Below are 16854 nucleotides of genomic sequence, written 5' to 3'. Positions count from 1 at the left end.
TAGCCTTGGGAGACCACTGCTCTGATGTGGAAGAAAGTGAGGTGTCGTTCCTGTGAGCGACACATCGCAGCCGGATATTGCACTGGATCGCCGCTTCGCTCAGGAGTTCCCAGAGCTGTCGATTCCGTGGTCGGCCGAAGAGGCGGCCGCCCCGCGGCTGATCATGCTCAACGAACCTCTGGCTCGTCTCTTGGGCCTGGACCCTGCAGACTTGCAGAGCCCCGATGGCGTCCGCCTGCTGCTAGGCAACCGAGTCCCCCGCGGTGCTACGCCAGTAGCGCAGGCGTACTCTGGCCACCAATTCGGCTCATACTCTCCGCGCCTGGGTGACGGCCGCGCGCTGCTGTTGGGTGAACTTACCGACGCGGAGGGCCAGCTGTGGGATATGCACCTCAAAGGATCGGGACGGACCCCTTTCGCCCGCGGCGGCGCCGACGGTAAAGCTGCACTCGGCCCAATGCTCCGTGAATACGTCATCAGCGAGGCCATGCACGCCCTCGGCATCCCCACCTCACGTTCTCTGGCGGTCCTCGCCACCGGTGACGTTGTGCAGCGCGAAAAGCCGTTACCGGGTGCGGTGCTTACCCGGGTGGCCGCAAGTCACCTGCGGGTAGGGAGTTTCCAGTACGCCCACGCCACCGGTGGCAGCGAGCTGGTCCGCCGTTTGGCCGACCACGCCGTCGACCGGCATTATCCTGGCGCCGCGAATGCTGACAACGCGTGTCTCGCGCTGTTCGCCTCGGTGGTCTCTGCGCAAGCAGAACTGGTCGCGCAGTGGATGCTGATCGGATTCGTCCACGGGGTGATGAACACTGACAATATGGCAATTTCCGGAGAGTCCATCGACTACGGCCCCTGCGCGTTTGTGGACGCCTTCGACCCCGCGGCGGTCTACAGCTCCATCGATCAGAGCGGCCGCTACGCCTATCAGAGCCAGCCCGTCGTTGCGGAATGGAACCTCGCTCGTCTCGCCGAGACGCTGCTCCCACTGTTCGACGATGACGCAGACGAAGCACTCGCCCTGGCACAGGAAGCCCTGGGTGCCTTTCGTTGCGAGTACAGTGCCGCATGGGTGCTGGGTATGAAGGCCAAGCTCGGGCTGTCGCCTGACCCAGACGACGAGACCAGCACTTCGGTGGCCAATGACGTGGTGGTCCTGCTGCAGGCGCAGTCACTCGACTACACCTCGTTCTTTAGGGCACTCAATCACGCAGCCCGCGGTGACGCTGAACCTGTTCGGGAGATGGCCCTAGATCTCGAGGCGCTCGATGCCTGGTTGGATCGCTGGCGCGATCTCGCCCCGAATGCAGAACAGATGGACAGGGAAAACCCCGCCTACATTCCGCGAAACCACCTGGTGGAGGAAGCCCTCGAGGCAGCAACCCGGGGTGACACGGCACCGTTTCACCAACTCCTGGAAGCCGTCACCGATCCATACCGCGAGCGTGAGGGTTTCGTTCGCTATGCTTTGCCAGCGCCTGCGAGTTTCGGTCCCTACCAAACCTTCTGTGGGACGTAAGGACCCGACAAAAGGTGAAACAAGGGCCGGGTTCGAATCCACAGACTTGTTGATGCTTACACAACGTGCGTGAAACTGCGAGGGTGAGATCCCCCTCAGGAGTGTGGCGTTCAGGCCCCTGGGGCATCAGTCGAGAGCCGATACTGCTGTTTGCCACCACGATCGCGAACGACGATGCCGTGGGCGGCCAACTGCTCCCGCAGAGCGTCAGCTTCCCCCGCTTTCCCGTCTGTCAGAGCTCGATGTCGGGCTCGCAGCAAAGAGTGCGTGACGGAGTGGAGATTACCGCTGCGGTCCACCCATTCGATGAATGCCTCGTCCCTTGGATCTTTCGCCCCGGCCCAGGGATATTCAAATTCGATGAAAGAAGTGGCAAGTTTGGATGCCAGCCCGTTGTCTGAGGCGGTGCGAGAAAGCTCCCGGAAGCGGTGATCCAGAATCACCAGCTCATCTTTGTCCAGGAACACTTCAGCGATTTCTTCACGGGAGTAGACGCTGGTGGTTTTCTTCGACTCGAGACGGACGGCCTGGTGATCGATGACGACTCGCCCTACCTCTTCGTTCCAGACTGCGAAGACTATCCATCCGCCAACTGCCCCGAGCACCGTCAGCAGTGGGATCGACCACAGCAGGGGCAGCTGATCGATCAGACGGAGTGGCCCGGGCGCTGTGTCGATGCGGTTCAGCAACCAGGACACCACGGGTCCGACCAGCAGCGCGCCGACGAATCCCGCAGCGGCACCTGTGGCAGCGAAAGCGGGGGCCATTTTGGAATCGATGGTCACAGTGGTGCTGGGTGCGAACACGAGGCCCTCCTACTCGGTTTCGTAATGACTGTTCACGGCTCTCGGCATGACGAATAGTGGACATAGTAGCCTATATCCGAGTGATCACTCGATTAATTCCTGAGGAAAGGCCGCTGTGGCACGAACCGTGGATGTGGAAAAATACGCGCACAATAGGCAACATGTCCTTGACTGCGCCGCTGCTCTCTTTGCGAAACGGGGTTACGAGCGCACTACAACGGCGCTGATCTGTTCGCAGGCAGGCATCAGCCCGGGGAAGCTCTACCACTACTTCACAAGTAAGAAGCAAGTGTTTCTGGCGGTGCTGAGCCAAGACGAGCAGGACACGAAGATGCTGCTGGAGAGCCTCGTGAGCGATCCGGATCCGTTGGAGGCCCTCTTGGCTTACGTGGCGCATTTGGCAGAGCCGGCAGCCGCTCATCCGATGGTCCCACAGCTGGTCTTGGAGGCGATGCTGCAAGCCCACCGCGACCCCGAAGTGCGGCAGGAGTTGGAGAGGGTCGATCAGGGAGAGAAGGAGGGGATCCGACTCCTGATGCGCAGAGCAGCAGACGCCGATCAGATCGGAAGGTCTCTGGCCATTGACCACGCCGCCTCCTGGATCAGTGCCATGGTCAGTGCCGTGTATCTAAATGCGGCGCTGGACCCTGATTTCGACGCAGCAGGGCACATTCCCCAGCTGGTGGTTACTGTGCGAGCCTTCCTTGCTGTGAGCTGAGGCAGCCTGTGTCCGTTTCGCATCGCCATGGTTGTGACAGAGTCGGTCTCCGTCAGGCTCAGTCGGAGTCGCTAGGCGCGACTCTGTAGCGCCGTGCCGCATCGACCGACGCGACGCCTGCAACCGCAGCGAGCGCCTGCCGGAGCGATTCATCATCCTGCTGCGTCGATGTCGTCTCTCCAGTCACTTGGCCCAGACTGCGCAGCACTCCGCTGGCACGAAACCCGACTGCCTCGAGGGCGTCGACCACCTCATCTATGCCCTGGACATGCTCGTCGTCCACAGTGATGATCCATTCCTGGTGTGTCATCCTCAGACTTCCTTCGCTGGAGTCACCAGCTGTGGGGCTCCGGGAGTTTCGCCAAACCGGCACCGACATCTTCCGGATCCTCGTGCATCAGGGGCACGGCGTGCCCAACCACAGTTCTCCACAGGGCTTCACCGCGTGAACCGGTGGCCCCGGATATCAAGGCAGCGATCCCAGCCACATGAGGTGCTGCCATAGAGGTGCCACTGATGCTCCGGTAGCGCTCATCGCCCGGCCAGGACGAATGCACCTCAACGCCCGGGGCTGTGACATTGACCTCCCCGCCGTCCTGAGACGAAGACCGCGCAGAGAAGTCCGCGGTGCTCAGGTGCTGCCCAACCGCCGCCACGGCCAGCACATGTGGACTGTTTGCCGGCGCCCCGACGAACCCAGGGTTCCCAGCGCTGCGCTGGGCGTTGTTGCCGGCAGCGGCGACGATCAATGAACCCCGCTCCAGGGCTCGGCGCCCTGCGGCGACATACGGCGGATGGACCTGCCGAACATCTGCACCCAGAGACATGGAAATAACCTGGCACCCATTCTGCAGCGCCCAGTCGATGCCAGCGAGGATCGAGGAGTCGGATCCGGTGCCGTTATCCCCCAAGACCTTCGCGGCGTAAACCTCAGCCTGCGGTGCCACACCATACCCTGGACCGGAGCCGGATTGCCACGGTCCACAAGCGGTGCCCAGACAGTGCGTACCGTGACCGTGAGCATCCTGCGGCCCTTCGTTGGCAACGAACGACTCCGCAGTGACTCCACGCGAAGCAAAGTCCGGATGAGCGAGGTCGACACCAGTATCCAGAATGGCCACACGGACACCCTCCGCACAGTGACCACGCTCCATCGCGGAGCTGATCCCGATCGCCTGCAACCCCCAACTCAACTCGGAAGTATCCCGGTAGGTCGGTTCAGCCGCACCAGCCGCTGCCGGGGAGTCCGAGATGGCGTAATACGTCAGCTCCGGTGTGAACGTCATAGGACGCCGCTGTTCACGACACCGGCTGCTGAAACTCTCCAATTGCTCGGGCTCAGCATCAACCACACCAATGCCCAACTGGGAGAAATAGGTATCAGCGGAAAACCCATGGCTCACCAACAAGTCGGGAGCGTCCGCCTGCAAGACCCCGGGATCAGCCGTGTCAAAAGTCACCACATACCGCGCCATAACTCTTTATCCCTCCCCGACACACTGCGTTCAACAACTCGACAATAGAATGTCAGCCTCCACATTCGCAGAGTGCTTGAGGTCGCGACCGGTGTGGTGATTGCAGTATTGAACCGGTCCGTGGCACATAATGGGGGACTGTGAATACTTCTGTGCCGAAAATCGGAGTGCTGGGTGACGGCCAGCTGGCTCGTATGATGGCGCCCGCTGCTACACACCTCGGTATAGAGCTCCACCTGCTCGCCGGGTCGGCAGAGTCCTCCGCTGCTCAGGTCATCGCGCACACCGTCATCGGTGATTTTCGCAACGTACAGGACGTGCTTGCATTCGCCGAGCCGCTGGACGCCATTACCTTCGACCATGAGCATGTGCCCGCGGACGTGCTCTCGGCCCTTGTCCAGTCCGGAGCGACCCTGAACCCGTCGCCTGATGCGCTGCTCTATGCCCAGGACAAATTGGCCATGCGCCGAGCCGTCGAAGAGCTTGGTCTGCCCAATCCCCACTGGGCTGAAGTGCGTACTCCAGAGGACCTTCTAGCATTTGGCAACGCTGTCGGGTGGCCCGTGGTCCTGAAGACACCACGCGGCGGTTATGACGGTAAGGGCGTCATGGTGCTCGACGACGCCGCGCGCGTTGACGACGCCGCAGTGAACAGTTGGTTCGAGCGAGCAGAGAAAGAGAAAACGGGCCTCCTCGCGGAACAGAAAATGCCCTTTACGAGGGAACTCTCCGCACAGGTGGCGCGACGGGCCTCCGGAGCCACCGCGGCCTACCCCGTCGTCGAATCGAACCAGAAAGACGGCGTCTGCGATGAGGTCGTCGCGCCGGCGCCGCGCACCTCACCGGCTCATGTCGCCGAAGCGGAGAGAATCGCCACCGTGATCGCAGAGAAGCTCGCCGTCACCGGCATGCTCGCGGTCGAGCTTTTCGAAATCGCCGAAGATGATGGCGTGGCTGGGGCATCACCTGGTCTCTATGTGAACGAACTGGCTATGCGCCCTCACAATTCCGGTCACTGGACGATGGACGGTTCAGTCACCAGCCAGTTCGAACAGCATCTTCGTGCGGTCCTCGACCTTCCCCTCGGGGCGACCTCAGTCACCGGTGGGGCTGGGGGTTATGTTGTCATGAAAAACCTGCTCGGCGGGGCGAATCACGACCTCCATGCTGCGCTCCCAGCTGCCATGCGACGCTCGGGAGCGTCCAAGATTCACATCTACGGTAAGGACCCCAGGCCCGGCCGCAAGGTCGGCCACGTCACGCTCCTGTCCCAGACCAGCAAACGCGATGAATCCTTCGACGCCACACGCGCCCGACTCGGCCGGGTCCGCCAGAACGCTGCTGAGGTTGCGCGCATCTTGACTGATGGGGAGGCCCCACTATGACATCCCCAGCTGAGCAGAGCCGCCCGCAGGTGGGTATCGTGATGGGATCCAACTCCGACTGGCCGGTGATGAAAGCCGCTGCAGAAACACTTGACGAATTCGGCATCACGTTCGAAGCCGACGTCGTTTCCGCTCACAGAATGGCTGCCGAAATGATCGATTACGGCACTGAGGCGCACACCCGCGGGCTGCGGGTCATCATCGCTGGTGCCGGCGGCGCTGCGCATCTGCCGGGAATGCTGGCCTCTGTCACGCCGCTTCCTGTCATCGGCGTGCCTGTGCCATTGAAATACCTCGACGGCATGGATTCGTTGCTGTCGATCGTTCAGATGCCAGCGGGTGTGCCGGTGGCCACCGTCTCCGTCGCGGGGGCGCGAAACGCCGGTCTGTTGGCTGTGCGAACCCTGGCCTCTGGAACTGACCAGCAGGCAGCAGACCTCCGCGACAAGCTCTTAGCCTTCCAGTCTGACCTGGCTGCTCAGGCGCACGCCAAGGGAGAGGCGCTACGCAGCGAGGCAGCGCAGCTGGGAACCTACCGGGCGAGAGGCGGACACCCCGGGTGATGAATCCGACCATCACGTACCACGAGTTCCAAGGGCAGAATGATGCGCTGCGAAACCCTCGCTCTGCCAGCGAGCGCGATCGGACCAAACGAGCCTGCCTGCTCACCCTGCTCACCCTCGTGGTCCCGGGCGGAGCACAGGTCACAGTGGGATCCCGGGCACTCGGCAGGATCGCGCTCGCTGTCACAGTGGGCTGTTGGTTCACGGCATTGCTTGGACTCGCGATGTATTTCACCATGCGCTCTGTGCTACTCAGCGCATTGACTCAACCTTTCGTGATGTGGGCAGCGTCTATCGTTCTAGCTGCGCTGGCGATCGGCTGGTTGCTCCTCTGGCTGGATACATTCCGGTTGATTCGAATAGGACAACTGGCACCCGGTTTCAAACCGATTCTCGTGGTGCTGATGGTTGGGCTCATAGTGCTGACCTCAGGCGGGCTCGGCTACGCATCACATATCATCAACGAGGGACGCCAGGCGCTGGCTGGAATTTTCAGCGAGGGCGCAGCCATTCCTGCCGATGAGGGGCGCTATAACTTTCTGATGCTCGGCGCGGACGCAGGTGAAGGACGCCAGGGGCTGAGGCCCGACTCCATCCACGTCGTCTCCGTCAGCCAGGACACCGCAGAGACCATCATCTTCTCCATCCCCCGCAATTTCCAGAACGCACGATTCAGTGAAGACTCTCCCATGCGGGAGGTCTATCCCAATGGATACAACTGCGGCAATGAGTGCATCATCAACTTTCTCTACACGGAAGTGCACAACTCCTACAGCCACCTGTACCCTGAGGCCGAAGACCCCGGTGTAGAGGCCATGATGGACGCGGCCTCAGGAACCCTCGATCTAAACATGCACGGGTACGTCATGGTGGACATGGGCGGTTTTTCTGATCTCATTGACGCGATGGGCGGGATCACCGTTGAATCCGGTGGTTGGGTCCCCTACCGCGGCCGCCACCCTGAAACCAATGAATGGGGAAATCGCTGGTTCGAACCCGGCACGCTCGAACTTAACGGTGACGATGCCCTCTCCTTCGCGCGCTCCCGTGACTTCAGTAATGACTATGCTCGCATTGAGCGTCAGCAGTGCGTCCAGCAGGCGATGATCGGGCAGTTTTCCCCGCAGACGCTGCTGACTCGGTTCACTGAGCTGATGACGGCAGGGGAGAACCTCGTTGACACTAATCTGCCGCAGTCTCAGTTGGGCAGTCTGCTCAGCCTTGCCGCAGAGGCTCAAGACCATTCCCCGCAGCGGTTGACGCTCGGCGCCCCAGACTTTGGCAGCGCAGGAGACCTCTTCTCGACCTACCCAGACTTTGACCTGATTCATGCTCGAGTTGACGAGCTCATCGCCAGGGAAGGAGATGGTCCCGAAGAACAAGATGCCGCTCCCCAGCCTGAGGCCGATACCCGCGATGATGAGGCCGATCCCGAGGAAGACGCTGAACCGCCAGGGCCCAGCCCCGACCACAGCGACGAGGCCGTAGCAGGCGATGAACCAGAGGTAGCACCAACGCCGGAGCCGACAGAGCTGACCCAGCCCGACGGCTCACCGCTCACCGAGACGTATCTGATTGAAGCCCAACAACGTGGAGAAGTCGGCATTCTGGAACAGGCCGCAACAGGCAATGGTGACTGCAGCCCAGCTGACTGAGTCTCCTGTGCACTCACACTGAGTGCAGGGTCCGCTGGGACCTTCACCACAGTTTGAGCGGCACAGGGCCAACCCGCAGCCTAGTTCCTGGAGGCCGCTGATAGAGTCTAAGTAGTGTTCAGAATGACAAACCCCATTCGAGAGTATGCATGGGGCTCAAGAACGGCGTTCAGTGACCTTTTTGGTTGGGCGCCCTCAGTGAGTCCGCAGGCCGAAATATGGATGGGCTCCCACCCCGCGGCCCCCTCGTTTCTTGAGACTGGGGACAAGCTCTCAGATGTGCCTTTTATGGTCAAAGTCCTTGCCGCAGAGATACCGCTCTCCATTCAGGCACACCCGTCGCAGCAACAGGCTCAGACAGGCTTCGCCGACGAGCAGACAGCCGGGATCGCCGTAGATGCCCCAGAGCGGACGTATCGCGACCCACACCACAAACCTGAGCTGGCGCTCGCCCTCACCCCATTCATCGCGTTGTCCGGATTCGACACGCCAGATGCCGTTGTAGGCCGTCTCACCCAGGTCCAGCGCCTCATTGCGGAAGGTGACCTCGCCGTTGCCATTGAAGCGCTGTCTGTGGACATCCTTCGAGAGGATTACGCCACCGCTGTGCGCAGCGCGTTGGAAGACCCATCAGGTCTGCTGAGCGTTGCGGCTGAGGAACTGTCCATGAGAGACACCTCATCATTGGAACCAGCCTTGGCTGACACTCTCAAACGCACCTCAACGAGTTTTCCAGGTGACTCCAGCATCTTTGTTGCCTTGATGCTTCATCGCGTCGACCTGTCCCCGGGTGAGGCGCTCTATGTGGCTCCGGGCACACTTCACGCCTACCTGCACGGTGCAGCGATAGAGGTGCAGGCCTGCTCGGACAACGTGGTGCGTGGAGGTCTGACATCTAAGTACATCGACGTCGGTGGGCTGCTGAAAACTATCAACACCGCACCAGAGACCCCCCGTATCGTAGAACCGACACCACTGGGTTCGGGCGTCCTGCGGTATGCGACCGAAGCCAAGGAGTTTCAACTGACCCAAATAGACTTCCCGGCTGTTGGTGCGGAATACCGGACCGACGGCGCAGGGCCCATGATCGCGCTCTGCACGTCGGGCCATCTCACTACAGGCGAAATCTCCCTCAGCGCCGGCGAGTCGGCATACATCGCCGATGGCGTCTCCGAGGTTCTGGCTGGGGATGACGCCCGATTGCTCATCACACAGCCGCGCAGTCCGGAAACCCAGCACTGGGCCTCCACAGGGCGGGGACTGTGATGGTCGACCTTTTGCGAAGAGGACTGCGACTTTTCCAGGCGCTGTGGCGCGAGCTCGCCAAGTTCGGAGTCGTCGGGGCTGGTGCATTCGTCATCGACTCCGCAGTGTTCCTTTGGCTGATCACGGGTCCGATGGGTGAATCTCATGTCAAAGCCAAAGCCATAGCTGTGGCAGTAGCCACCCTCTTCTCATGGATCGGGAACCGCTACTGGACCTTCCGGCATCAGCGCACTCGCACCCGCCTGCGCGAACTCGCCATGTTCGTCCTGATGAATGTGATCGGTCTGCTCATCATGTCTGGCTGCGTCGCCTTCAGCTTCTACATCTTGGGCCTGCGCAGCGAACTAGCCTCATTCGTCTCGGGCTCGATCATCGGTATGGGACTCGCCATGTGTTTCCGATTCGTCGCGTACAAACTTTGGGTCTTCACCGGTGACGATGAAAGTGACACGATTCGCGCCGTCGCACATGCAGCTCCCTACACTGACGAGATTCCGCGTATCACGGGATCCGCTCACTGAGCCCCTCGTTGCGCAGCATCTGTTCCCACATCTCGCCGTCCTCAGGTCCCTGGAACAGCACGACGACGCCGCCTGCCGCCCATGTGCCCACCATGTGGGCGAGGCTGTGAGAATCCCACCGCCGGATCACCAGCGGGCCCCCACCTGCCGCGGGTTCCACTGAAGGCAGCGCCACTGTCGGAATCGGGGTCAGCAGCTGATCCGGGAACTGGCGTGCCTCAGCTGAGACATCGGTGACCCACACTGGGAGTTCAGCGCCGGTGGCCTCCTGGTAGGAGGCATCCACCATGCCCAAGGAGACTGCAGCGAGTTCTGCGTCTCCCAGCTCATCTCCGGTGAGCCACCGCATCGGGCGGTCGGTCACTACCAGGCGAGGGTCCGGATGAGGCGGCTCAGCGTCAGCGTGCTGAAACAGAACCGCAGCCCCTGCTGATGCAGCTGCCAGCGCCACCGCTGCGGCTTTCCAATGAGGCATCATGTCCACCAACACCGGGTCACCCGTGGAGAGGTCATGTTCCTCCGTGAACAGTCCGATGAGTTTGTTAGCCCAGTTCGCGAGGACTTTGCCCGAGAGTTCGATCCGTGCCGACTCCTCAAGGGAGGCCGAGCTGCCGTCGTAGTAGACCAGTGCAGGCTGCGGACGTGAGTCCAGAAGGCGGAGAAGTTCGCCGAACTCTGTGGGTTGCTTCTGCTGGGAGCCTCCCAAGCTGAGTGGGCACATAAGTGATCGTCCTTCTGATAGGGGCTGACAACGGCATCGTCCCAGATGGCGCCTCCGCAGCGCCGGCTCGGCGCGACTCGCCGACGGCACTTGACGAATGTTTACTCACACCAGTGTAATTAGGGACGAGACAAGGACCGTTACGAGTGTATAAGCGTAGGGAAAGAGCCGGGGGAGGCCCACAGCATGGGGAAGCCGCAGCGGCTGAGTGAAATCGGCCCCGAGCAGGACCAAAAATCTGTCCGCAGCAGCGGACTCGACGTGCCGCCAGACTGGTTCGTCGATCCGGCTGACCCAGCAGCAGCAGAAAGACTCGAACACGGCACCGCGTTAGAGGATCAGGCGACTGCCTTCCTTGCAGCGGCTGAGGCCGCGGAAGCTGAGACCCGCGGGACGGTGACGGCTCTGAGTGAGGCGCCTTCCCGCCGCACCCAGGCCAACCCCGGGACGAGCACCTCTGAATCGACCGATTCGATTTGGTTGGGTATCCCTACACTGATGCCAGCCGAGCAGGTTGAAGGTGAACTGTCCTGGCAGGTAGATGCCCTGTGCGCCCAAACTGATCCAGAGGCATTCTTCCCTGAAAAGGGTGGATCCACCCGCGATGCCAAAAAGGTGTGCGGTGCCTGCAATGTCAAGCAGGAGTGCCTCGACTATGCGCTGGCGAATGACGAACGATTCGGTATCTGGGGTGGGCTCTCTGAACGAGAACGTCGGAAGTTGAAGAGACGAGCTCGCTAAAGTGCTCCCGATAGACCCCCCAGGGGACACTAGGTGAGTGGCACTCCTGCTCGCCTCCACATCGCCGCCGTCGTAGTTCATGACGGCGGCGGTTTTGCGTCCCCGCAGTGGGACACTCACGGTCGGGCACTGAACGTTGCTGCGGGTCTGGAATGGCAGAGTCGACAGGCTGACAGTGTCATCGAGCTGAGTTCATCGGACTACACCGGACCCCAGGACTTATCCCGGTCGCTCCACTCGCGTTTGCTCAACGACCGCCGTCAGCCTAAGCGAACACTATCCACTGGACCCGGGGGAGTGAAGTCCACCCCGTTGTGGAGAACTTTTGAGCGGCAACTGGGGGATGGCTTTACGCCCCGTTTCCAGTGGTTGTGGATTCTTCCCGCGGATGCCGTACCGGAGCCGGAGGCGCTGAAAGACCTCGAAGACCGAATCTTCACCGTCAAGGATGAGGAGACGCATCGGTCCGTGGAGATCGTCGGAGCCAAACAGTGGGTGGCCGGAATAGAGGAGCCCCGCTTGCTCAATGCCGGTCTCTGGAGCACCCGATCAGGTGAAGTGACCACGTTGACTGAGCCCAAGGAGCTGGATCAGGGCCAATACGACGGGCGAGACGAAGTACCAGGGGTCTCTGCCCACGGAATGCTTGTCCGAGCCAGCCTCTTTGGAGACTTAGGTGGATTCAGTCCAGAGTTGGAGGCGGATTACGCAGCTGCCGAATTCTGCGCCCGCGCCCGCGAAATAGGCTCTCGCGCTGTCCTGGAGTCCCGCGCGGCAGTCCGCCGAGTCGAACCACCCCAGCGAGAGATGGTGCACCGGCTGGCAGGCAGCCTCCTGCTTCCCGCAGCCCAGCGGAGCAGCCAGATTCGGGTCCGGCTGAGCCAGGCGCACCCTGCCCTGCTGCCGCTTCTGTGGTTGGGTTTGTGGCTCGCAGCCGGAGGCCGCCTCGTCGCTCTCCTGGTCTGCAAGGCCCCCGATGCCGGGCTTTCCCAGTTCGGCAGCTCAGCCGGCGCCCTGATGAACTGGGCCGCCATAGCTCGACTTCGCCGCCACCGCGCTGCCGGGCGCAGAGCGGCCCTTTCCCGACCCGAGAGGTCAGGCGACTCCGGCAAAGAAGTGCTGGCGAGAGGTAAACAAGCTGTACGTGAGAACCGACTCGACGGGGCCCAACTGCGTGACCAGCGTCGCCGAGACACCACCGCTGAGACAGTTGGCGTCAGTGGCGAGCACACTGCAGCGGTCAGTGGAGCGCCGGGGGATGAGCGGGCTCTGCTGGAAATCGGCTCGGGTGACGGTGAATTCGATCAGCTACCGGCCCGAGGGTCGGGGGACCGTTTAGGGTTATTTCTCCTGCTGACAGCACTGACTGGTGTGTCGTTGGTCGGGTTCAGGGAGCTGCTCCTGGCAGGGGCATTGGGCGGAGGCGCCGCGGTGCCGGTTTCCGCATCAATCAATGAGGTATGGGCCCATAGTCTGTCGTTCTTAGTAGCAGACTCGTTGGGCGAACGTGCTGCTGCTGACCCCTTCAACCTGGTACTGCTCATTCTGTCAGCGGTGAGTGTCGGTCACGCCTCAGCATTGCTGCTGTGGGTAGTGATCCTCGCAGCGCCACTAAGCGCTCTTACGGCCTGGTGGGCGGCGGGACTTTGGAGCTCCGCGTCCTTCCACAGAGTGATCACTGCGCTGGTCTGGGCGCTTCTTCCAGCGCTGCAGGCAGCAACGGGCCAGGGCAGAGTTGGTGCCGTGATGGCGCATATTCTCCTTCCCGTGCTTGTCCTCACCACTGTTCGAGCGGTCCGCGCCCACGGTCGGCGGCGGGACAATACAGGCCGTGTGGCTGCTCTGCGCCTGACCGCAGGATGGGAGACTGCTGCAGGAGCAGCCCTTCTCTTGGCAGTGGTGACGTCTGCCGCTCCTGTCTTGCTGATACCGGCCGTGCTCTGCTGCGTGATCGCCGCGTTGCTGCTGCGCGGGCAGGGACGCGTGCTCTGGCTGCTGCCGATTCCTGCACTGGCGATATTCTCGCCGATGCTGATCTCTGCGCTGGACCGCGGGTCCAGCGTGATCGCCGTATTGGTCTCGGAGCCAGGCCGGACCCTGACAGGCGCAGAGGCAGGTGCCTCCGCTCCGGTGTGGCAGCAGCTGCTGGGATTTTCACAGGCCTTCGACCCCGTGGCTGGGCTTCCAGGAGCCACGAATTCGGGGGGCCTCGTGTGGCTGCCGGAGGTGCTCGGCGCTGACTTTTGGGCATTGCGACTGGCGCTTCTGATCGGCGCGCCACTTCTGGTCATCGCATTGCTGGCGATGTTGGCAGCGGGTCGCCGAGCTCTGGTGATCACCTGTGGGCTGATAGCACTTGGCTTGGTGGGATACTCCGCACTGGTGAGTCGACTAGCGGCCGGTACGGTGGGCGGCGAAGTCGTGGGAGCCTACACCGGACCTGTGGTTTCGGCACTGGCCCTGTGCTTGGTCGCTGCAGCAATCAGCGGCCTTCAAGCGACCCACCGTTCCTCCTCTGCTTTGGGCGGGGTCTTCAGCCCCGTGGCATCAACCCTGTTGGTGTTGGCGATCTTCGCGGCCGGTGTGTTCTGGGCTGCGCCGCGACTGATGCCGGCCACCGAACTCTCGGACAAGACGATTACGGCAGTCAACGACGAACAAGTCCTCATCCGACCTGGTACCGTCCGGACGTTGCCCGCCACCGCTGCAGACCTGGGCATGGGGCCAGCGGCCAGCCGAACATTGGTGCTCTCGTCTTCGCATGAGGGCGTGACCGCTGAGATCCGCTCTCGCGGCGGTGAAGCTCTGGATAAACACCGCAGCGCTGCCGCCGGGCAGCACCTTCCCGTGTGGGCATCCGCGACCATCGAGGCCTCATCGTTCGGGGCTGGGGACAGCGTTCCAGGGGAGCTCAGTGAGTCCGAACAGCGGCTGGCGGACTTGGTTGCCGGCGTCGTCGTACCCGGTTCTGAGGGCATCGCAGAGATGGCCTTTGAGCTTGGCATCGGCTATGTGCTGGTCACAGAAGGCACAGCTCTGCGGGAGGCCGCTGACACCTCTGGTGGACTGACATCGGTCGGTGAGACCGAGTACGGTGCGCTGTGGCGGATAGACTCGGGGCTATCTGACGAGCTCGCTGCCACAGAAGAAGTAGTCGGAGCACCCGCAGCCTGGGCCCGGATCGTTGCTGCCGACGGTGAGCAGGTTGCTCTGCTGCCCAGCGAACACCACCGGATCGACGTGGATCTCTCCGCGGTTCAGCAGCCCGAAGGCGGAGACCTTGAAGTCATCCAAGGCACCGACTACTACGTACAGATCGCCGCAGAGAGAGCATCCGGCTGGCAGGCCTCGCTAGACGGAGAGAGACTGCGGCCGGTGACAGCCGACAGTCTAGGAGTGGATCCGGAAGACGTCGGCTGGATCCGACAGTTCCACCTCCCGGAGAGTTTCGCCGACGACCCTCAGGGCAATCTGACGCTGAGCCACAGTTCCCAATTCCAGTATCCGATTCTCATCTCGACGGGAGCGCTGCTGCTGATATTCCTGCTCATCGCGCTGCCTCTGCCCCGCAGTTGGAGGATTCTGCCCGTGGTCTCCGATGAGCGCCTGAGGTATCGAACCGAGGGGGCGATATGACCTCGAGAAAAGTTAAGAAGTACATCAAAGCCCAGCAGAAGGCTCGACGCCGCGCGCTCAAAGAGCAGCGGATGGCCGAATCCCGGGATGCCCGTCCCGCTTCGAGATCGACGGGGTCCCCACACGGAGTTGAAGAGACAGAACCTTCCCCCGATACACCTAGGCGACCGGCGCGGTCAGCACAAGCCGCGCGAGCCGTGGCAGCGCTGGCGGGGCTCAGCCTGGTGGCAGTTGCAGTGGGGTCGGCGAGTATGGAACTAGCTGGAGACGACGAGGAGCGCACAGTCGTGCTCGAACCGTACGCGGTGGCTGGACCCGAGGTGACAGAGAGGTTGGCGTGTCCGGCAGTACCCGGAGTGCCGGATTCTCTCTCCGACCAAGGCGTTGTGGACTACGCCGACCGGGACGACTCGGTCACGACAAGCGGACGGGCGCTGGTATTCGCGGCCGTCAATGGAGAGTTTCCTACCGCCGAGTGGTATTCGCTGGATGATGAGGGACGTGGCGAGGCAGAGCCCCTGGTGTCTGCAGGCGAACGCGAAGACAATACTGAAGGGCCCCTTGTGGACCGGCCCTTGACCACAGGCGAGTTCGACACTGAGCAGGGCCTGCCCCTGGTTGAAGTCGAACCATTGGAGGGACGTTCCCCCTCCCGCGCCGCAGTCACTGCTGCAGGTTTTACCTACAGCGCCGACTCCGGCCTGGTGACAGGCATGACGGCAGCGATGTGCGAAGAGCCGGCCCGGAGTCAATGGTTCCTGGGGCCTGAGACAGGTGGTGGTGCGAACTCGCTGTTGACTCTTGCGAATCCGCACAGCCGTGACGCCACTGCAGAAGTAACGACTTACGATGGAGAGGGCGATACGGGGGCGTTGGGCGCTACAACGTTGCTTATTCCGCAGAATTCGGTGCGCACCGTGAATTTGGCGGCACTGGTTGAGTCAGACGCCCAGGTCGCTGTACATGTTCAGGCCAGTGGCGCTCCGTTGGCCGGTCAGTTCCAATCTGCCCGGTCCTCCGGAGGGACAGGTCTCGGGGTGGAGATGTTGACGGCGCTGCCGGGACCCCAGCAGCAGCACACGGCCCTGGGGGTGCCTGCCGGGGCCGATGAGGACCCGCAAATGTGGTTCTATGTCCCAGGCGAAGATGCAGTCACCGTTGAGTTTCAGGTTTTCGACCCCGAAGGTCAGGTGGAAACGGAGACCCCGGGAGTGTTCACGCTGGAGCCGGGACGAGTCTCGGCAGCAGGACTGCACGGCTTACCGGCTGGCACCTACGATGTTGTTCTGAATTCCGACTACCCGATGTTCGCAGCAGTACGCAGCGCGGGAGACGGAGAGCCTGTCACAGTTGAAGTCGGTGGTGAGCCAGAGTTCGATCCCATCACCGGCGAAGAACTCGACGCGGAGATCCAGGAGGAGGAGACGGCTCCCATCGCGGATTTCAGTTGGTCCACCGCAGCAGAACCGCTGGATGCAGGTTCCGGGGTGGTGCTTTCTTCCGGGTATGAAACTGAGCTGCGTTTTCTTGCCGCGCAGGCAGAGCCGCAGGCCCAGGTCACCTACCGTCTCTTCGACAGTCAGGGAGAACGAACGGAGGACTTGCATCAGGAGATTGCCCCTGGTGCATCAGCGGTGGTGACCTACGACGAACTCGTCGACCAGGCGCAGTCAGCGGGGCTCGAGGATCTTGTGGCCGTGGTGGTTGCCTCCACGGAGGGTGAAGTCTACGGTGGGGCTTTGTCCCGTGATGAGACCGGGGGCTTCACCTCCGCTCACCTAGTGCCGATCAGCCCCAGTGCCCAGCATGTCCCGTTGCGCATCGAGCAGTAGGACACGGGTAGGAGCA

General features: G+C 62.1%; 14 protein-coding genes. 10 read left to right on the top strand and 4 right to left on the bottom strand.

Features of this window, described 5'->3' with window-relative positions:
* The first annotated feature begins 52 nt into the window (after positions 1 to 52).
* The gene (locus tag FH975_RS04430; protein WP_162320251.1) at positions 53 to 1519 is read left to right on the top strand and encodes a protein adenylyltransferase SelO; all 1467 of its coding nucleotides are present in this window, start codon (positions 53 to 55) and stop codon (positions 1517 to 1519) included.
* 110 nt (positions 1520 to 1629) lie between these two features.
* On the opposite strand, the gene FH975_RS04425 is transcribed toward FH975_RS04430, so the two are convergent.
* A complete protein-coding gene (locus FH975_RS04425; protein ID WP_162320250.1) occupies positions 1630 to 2325 on the bottom strand; it encodes a YqeB family protein in 696 nt (231 codons plus the stop codon).
* Positions 2326 to 2440: 115 nt separating this feature from the next.
* Between FH975_RS04425 and FH975_RS04420 the strand changes: the two genes are divergently transcribed.
* On the top strand, positions 2441 to 3043 hold the full coding sequence (locus FH975_RS04420) for a TetR/AcrR family transcriptional regulator (RefSeq protein WP_162320249.1): 603 nt from the start codon (positions 2441 to 2443) through the stop codon (positions 3041 to 3043).
* 58 nt (positions 3044 to 3101) lie between these two features.
* Here FH975_RS04420 and FH975_RS04415 read toward each other — a convergent pair whose 3' ends face one another.
* Complete coding sequence (locus FH975_RS04415) at positions 3102 to 3353, bottom strand: hypothetical protein (protein WP_162320248.1); 252 nt, start codon at positions 3351 to 3353, stop codon at positions 3102 to 3104.
* A 22-nt stretch (positions 3354 to 3375) separates the two neighbouring features.
* The gene (locus tag FH975_RS04410; protein ID WP_328821776.1) at positions 3376 to 4503 is read right to left on the bottom strand and encodes a S8 family serine peptidase; all 1128 of its coding nucleotides are present in this window, start codon (positions 4501 to 4503) and stop codon (positions 3376 to 3378) included.
* 155 nt (positions 4504 to 4658) lie between these two features.
* Here FH975_RS04410 and FH975_RS04405 point away from each other — a divergent pair, with 155 nt between their 5' ends.
* From FH975_RS04405 to FH975_RS04385, 5 genes are all read left to right on the top strand, one after another.
* On the top strand, positions 4659 to 5903 hold the full coding sequence (locus FH975_RS04405; RefSeq protein ID WP_162320246.1) for a 5-(carboxyamino)imidazole ribonucleotide synthase: 1245 nt from the start codon (positions 4659 to 4661) through the stop codon (positions 5901 to 5903).
* On the top strand, positions 5900 to 6466 hold the full coding sequence (gene purE, locus FH975_RS04400) for a 5-(carboxyamino)imidazole ribonucleotide mutase (RefSeq protein WP_162320245.1): 567 nt from the start codon (positions 5900 to 5902) through the stop codon (positions 6464 to 6466). Before FH975_RS04405 ends, purE begins: the two co-directional genes overlap by 4 nt.
* Positions 6466 to 8121, top strand: coding sequence for an LCP family glycopolymer transferase (locus tag FH975_RS04395; protein WP_162320244.1), 1656 nt, complete (start codon positions 6466 to 6468; stop codon positions 8119 to 8121). The genes purE and FH975_RS04395 overlap by 1 nt, the downstream gene beginning before the upstream one ends.
* 123 nt (positions 8122 to 8244) lie before the next feature.
* Entirely contained in the window at positions 8245 to 9387 is a 1143-nt protein-coding gene (manA, locus tag FH975_RS04390) for a mannose-6-phosphate isomerase, class I (protein WP_162320243.1), read from the top strand.
* Entirely contained in the window at positions 9387 to 9908 is a 522-nt protein-coding gene (locus tag FH975_RS04385) for a GtrA family protein (RefSeq protein ID WP_235928504.1), read from the top strand. The genes manA and FH975_RS04385 overlap by 1 nt, the downstream gene beginning before the upstream one ends.
* On the opposite strand, the gene FH975_RS04380 is transcribed toward FH975_RS04385, so the two are convergent.
* Positions 9889 to 10629, bottom strand: coding sequence for a TIGR03089 family protein (locus FH975_RS04380; protein ID WP_162320241.1), 741 nt, complete (start codon positions 10627 to 10629; stop codon positions 9889 to 9891). The genes FH975_RS04385 and FH975_RS04380 overlap by 20 nt on opposite strands.
* A 186-nt stretch (positions 10630 to 10815) precedes the next feature.
* Between FH975_RS04380 and FH975_RS16880 the strand changes: the two genes are divergently transcribed.
* Genes FH975_RS16880 through FH975_RS04365 form a run of 3 tightly spaced genes read left to right on the top strand, consistent with a single transcriptional unit; the run spans position 10816 to position 16838 of the window.
* On the top strand, positions 10816 to 11370 hold the full coding sequence (locus FH975_RS16880) for a WhiB family transcriptional regulator (RefSeq protein WP_162320240.1): 555 nt from the start codon (positions 10816 to 10818) through the stop codon (positions 11368 to 11370).
* A 33-nt stretch (positions 11371 to 11403) separates the two neighbouring features.
* Positions 11404 to 15006 carry a glycosyltransferase family 2 protein gene (locus tag FH975_RS04370; RefSeq protein WP_162320239.1) on the top strand — a complete coding sequence of 1201 codons (3603 nt, stop codon included), beginning with the start codon at positions 11404 to 11406 and terminating at the stop codon, positions 15004 to 15006.
* Positions 15003 to 16838 (top strand): DUF5719 family protein, encoded by a 1836-nt coding sequence (locus FH975_RS04365; RefSeq protein WP_162320238.1) that lies wholly within the window; start codon positions 15003 to 15005, stop codon positions 16836 to 16838. Before FH975_RS04370 ends, FH975_RS04365 begins: the two co-directional genes overlap by 4 nt.
* The last annotated feature ends 16 nt before the right edge of the window (positions 16839 to 16854 follow it).

Origin of the sequence: Nesterenkonia haasae (genome assembly GCF_010119385.1) — a bacterium.
GTDB lineage: Bacteria > Actinomycetota > Actinomycetes > Actinomycetales > Micrococcaceae > Nesterenkonia > Nesterenkonia haasae.
This window is presented reverse-complemented; position numbering and strand designations above follow the sequence as displayed.

Excerpts from the sequence above, each read along its gene's own strand:
- manA (WP_162320243.1), top strand. The coding sequence starts at position 8,245 with ATGACAAACCCCATTCGAGAGTATGCATGGGGCTCAAGAACGGCGTTC.
- FH975_RS04395 (WP_162320244.1), top strand. The coding sequence starts at position 6,466 with ATGAATCCGACCATCACGTACCACGAGTTCCAAGGGCAGAATGATGCG.
- FH975_RS04365 (WP_162320238.1), top strand. The coding sequence starts at position 15,003 with ATGACCTCGAGAAAAGTTAAGAAGTACATCAAAGCCCAGCAGAAGGCT.
- FH975_RS16880 (WP_162320240.1), top strand. The coding sequence starts at position 10,816 with ATGGGGAAGCCGCAGCGGCTGAGTGAAATCGGCCCCGAGCAGGACCAA.
- FH975_RS04415 (WP_162320248.1), bottom strand. The coding sequence starts at position 3,353 with ATGACACACCAGGAATGGATCATCACTGTGGACGACGAGCATGTCCAG.
- FH975_RS04380 (WP_162320241.1), bottom strand. The coding sequence starts at position 10,629 with ATGTGCCCACTCAGCTTGGGAGGCTCCCAGCAGAAGCAACCCACAGAG.
- purE (WP_162320245.1), top strand. The coding sequence starts at position 5,900 with ATGACATCCCCAGCTGAGCAGAGCCGCCCGCAGGTGGGTATCGTGATG.
- FH975_RS04385 (WP_235928504.1), top strand. The coding sequence starts at position 9,387 with ATGGTCGACCTTTTGCGAAGAGGACTGCGACTTTTCCAGGCGCTGTGG.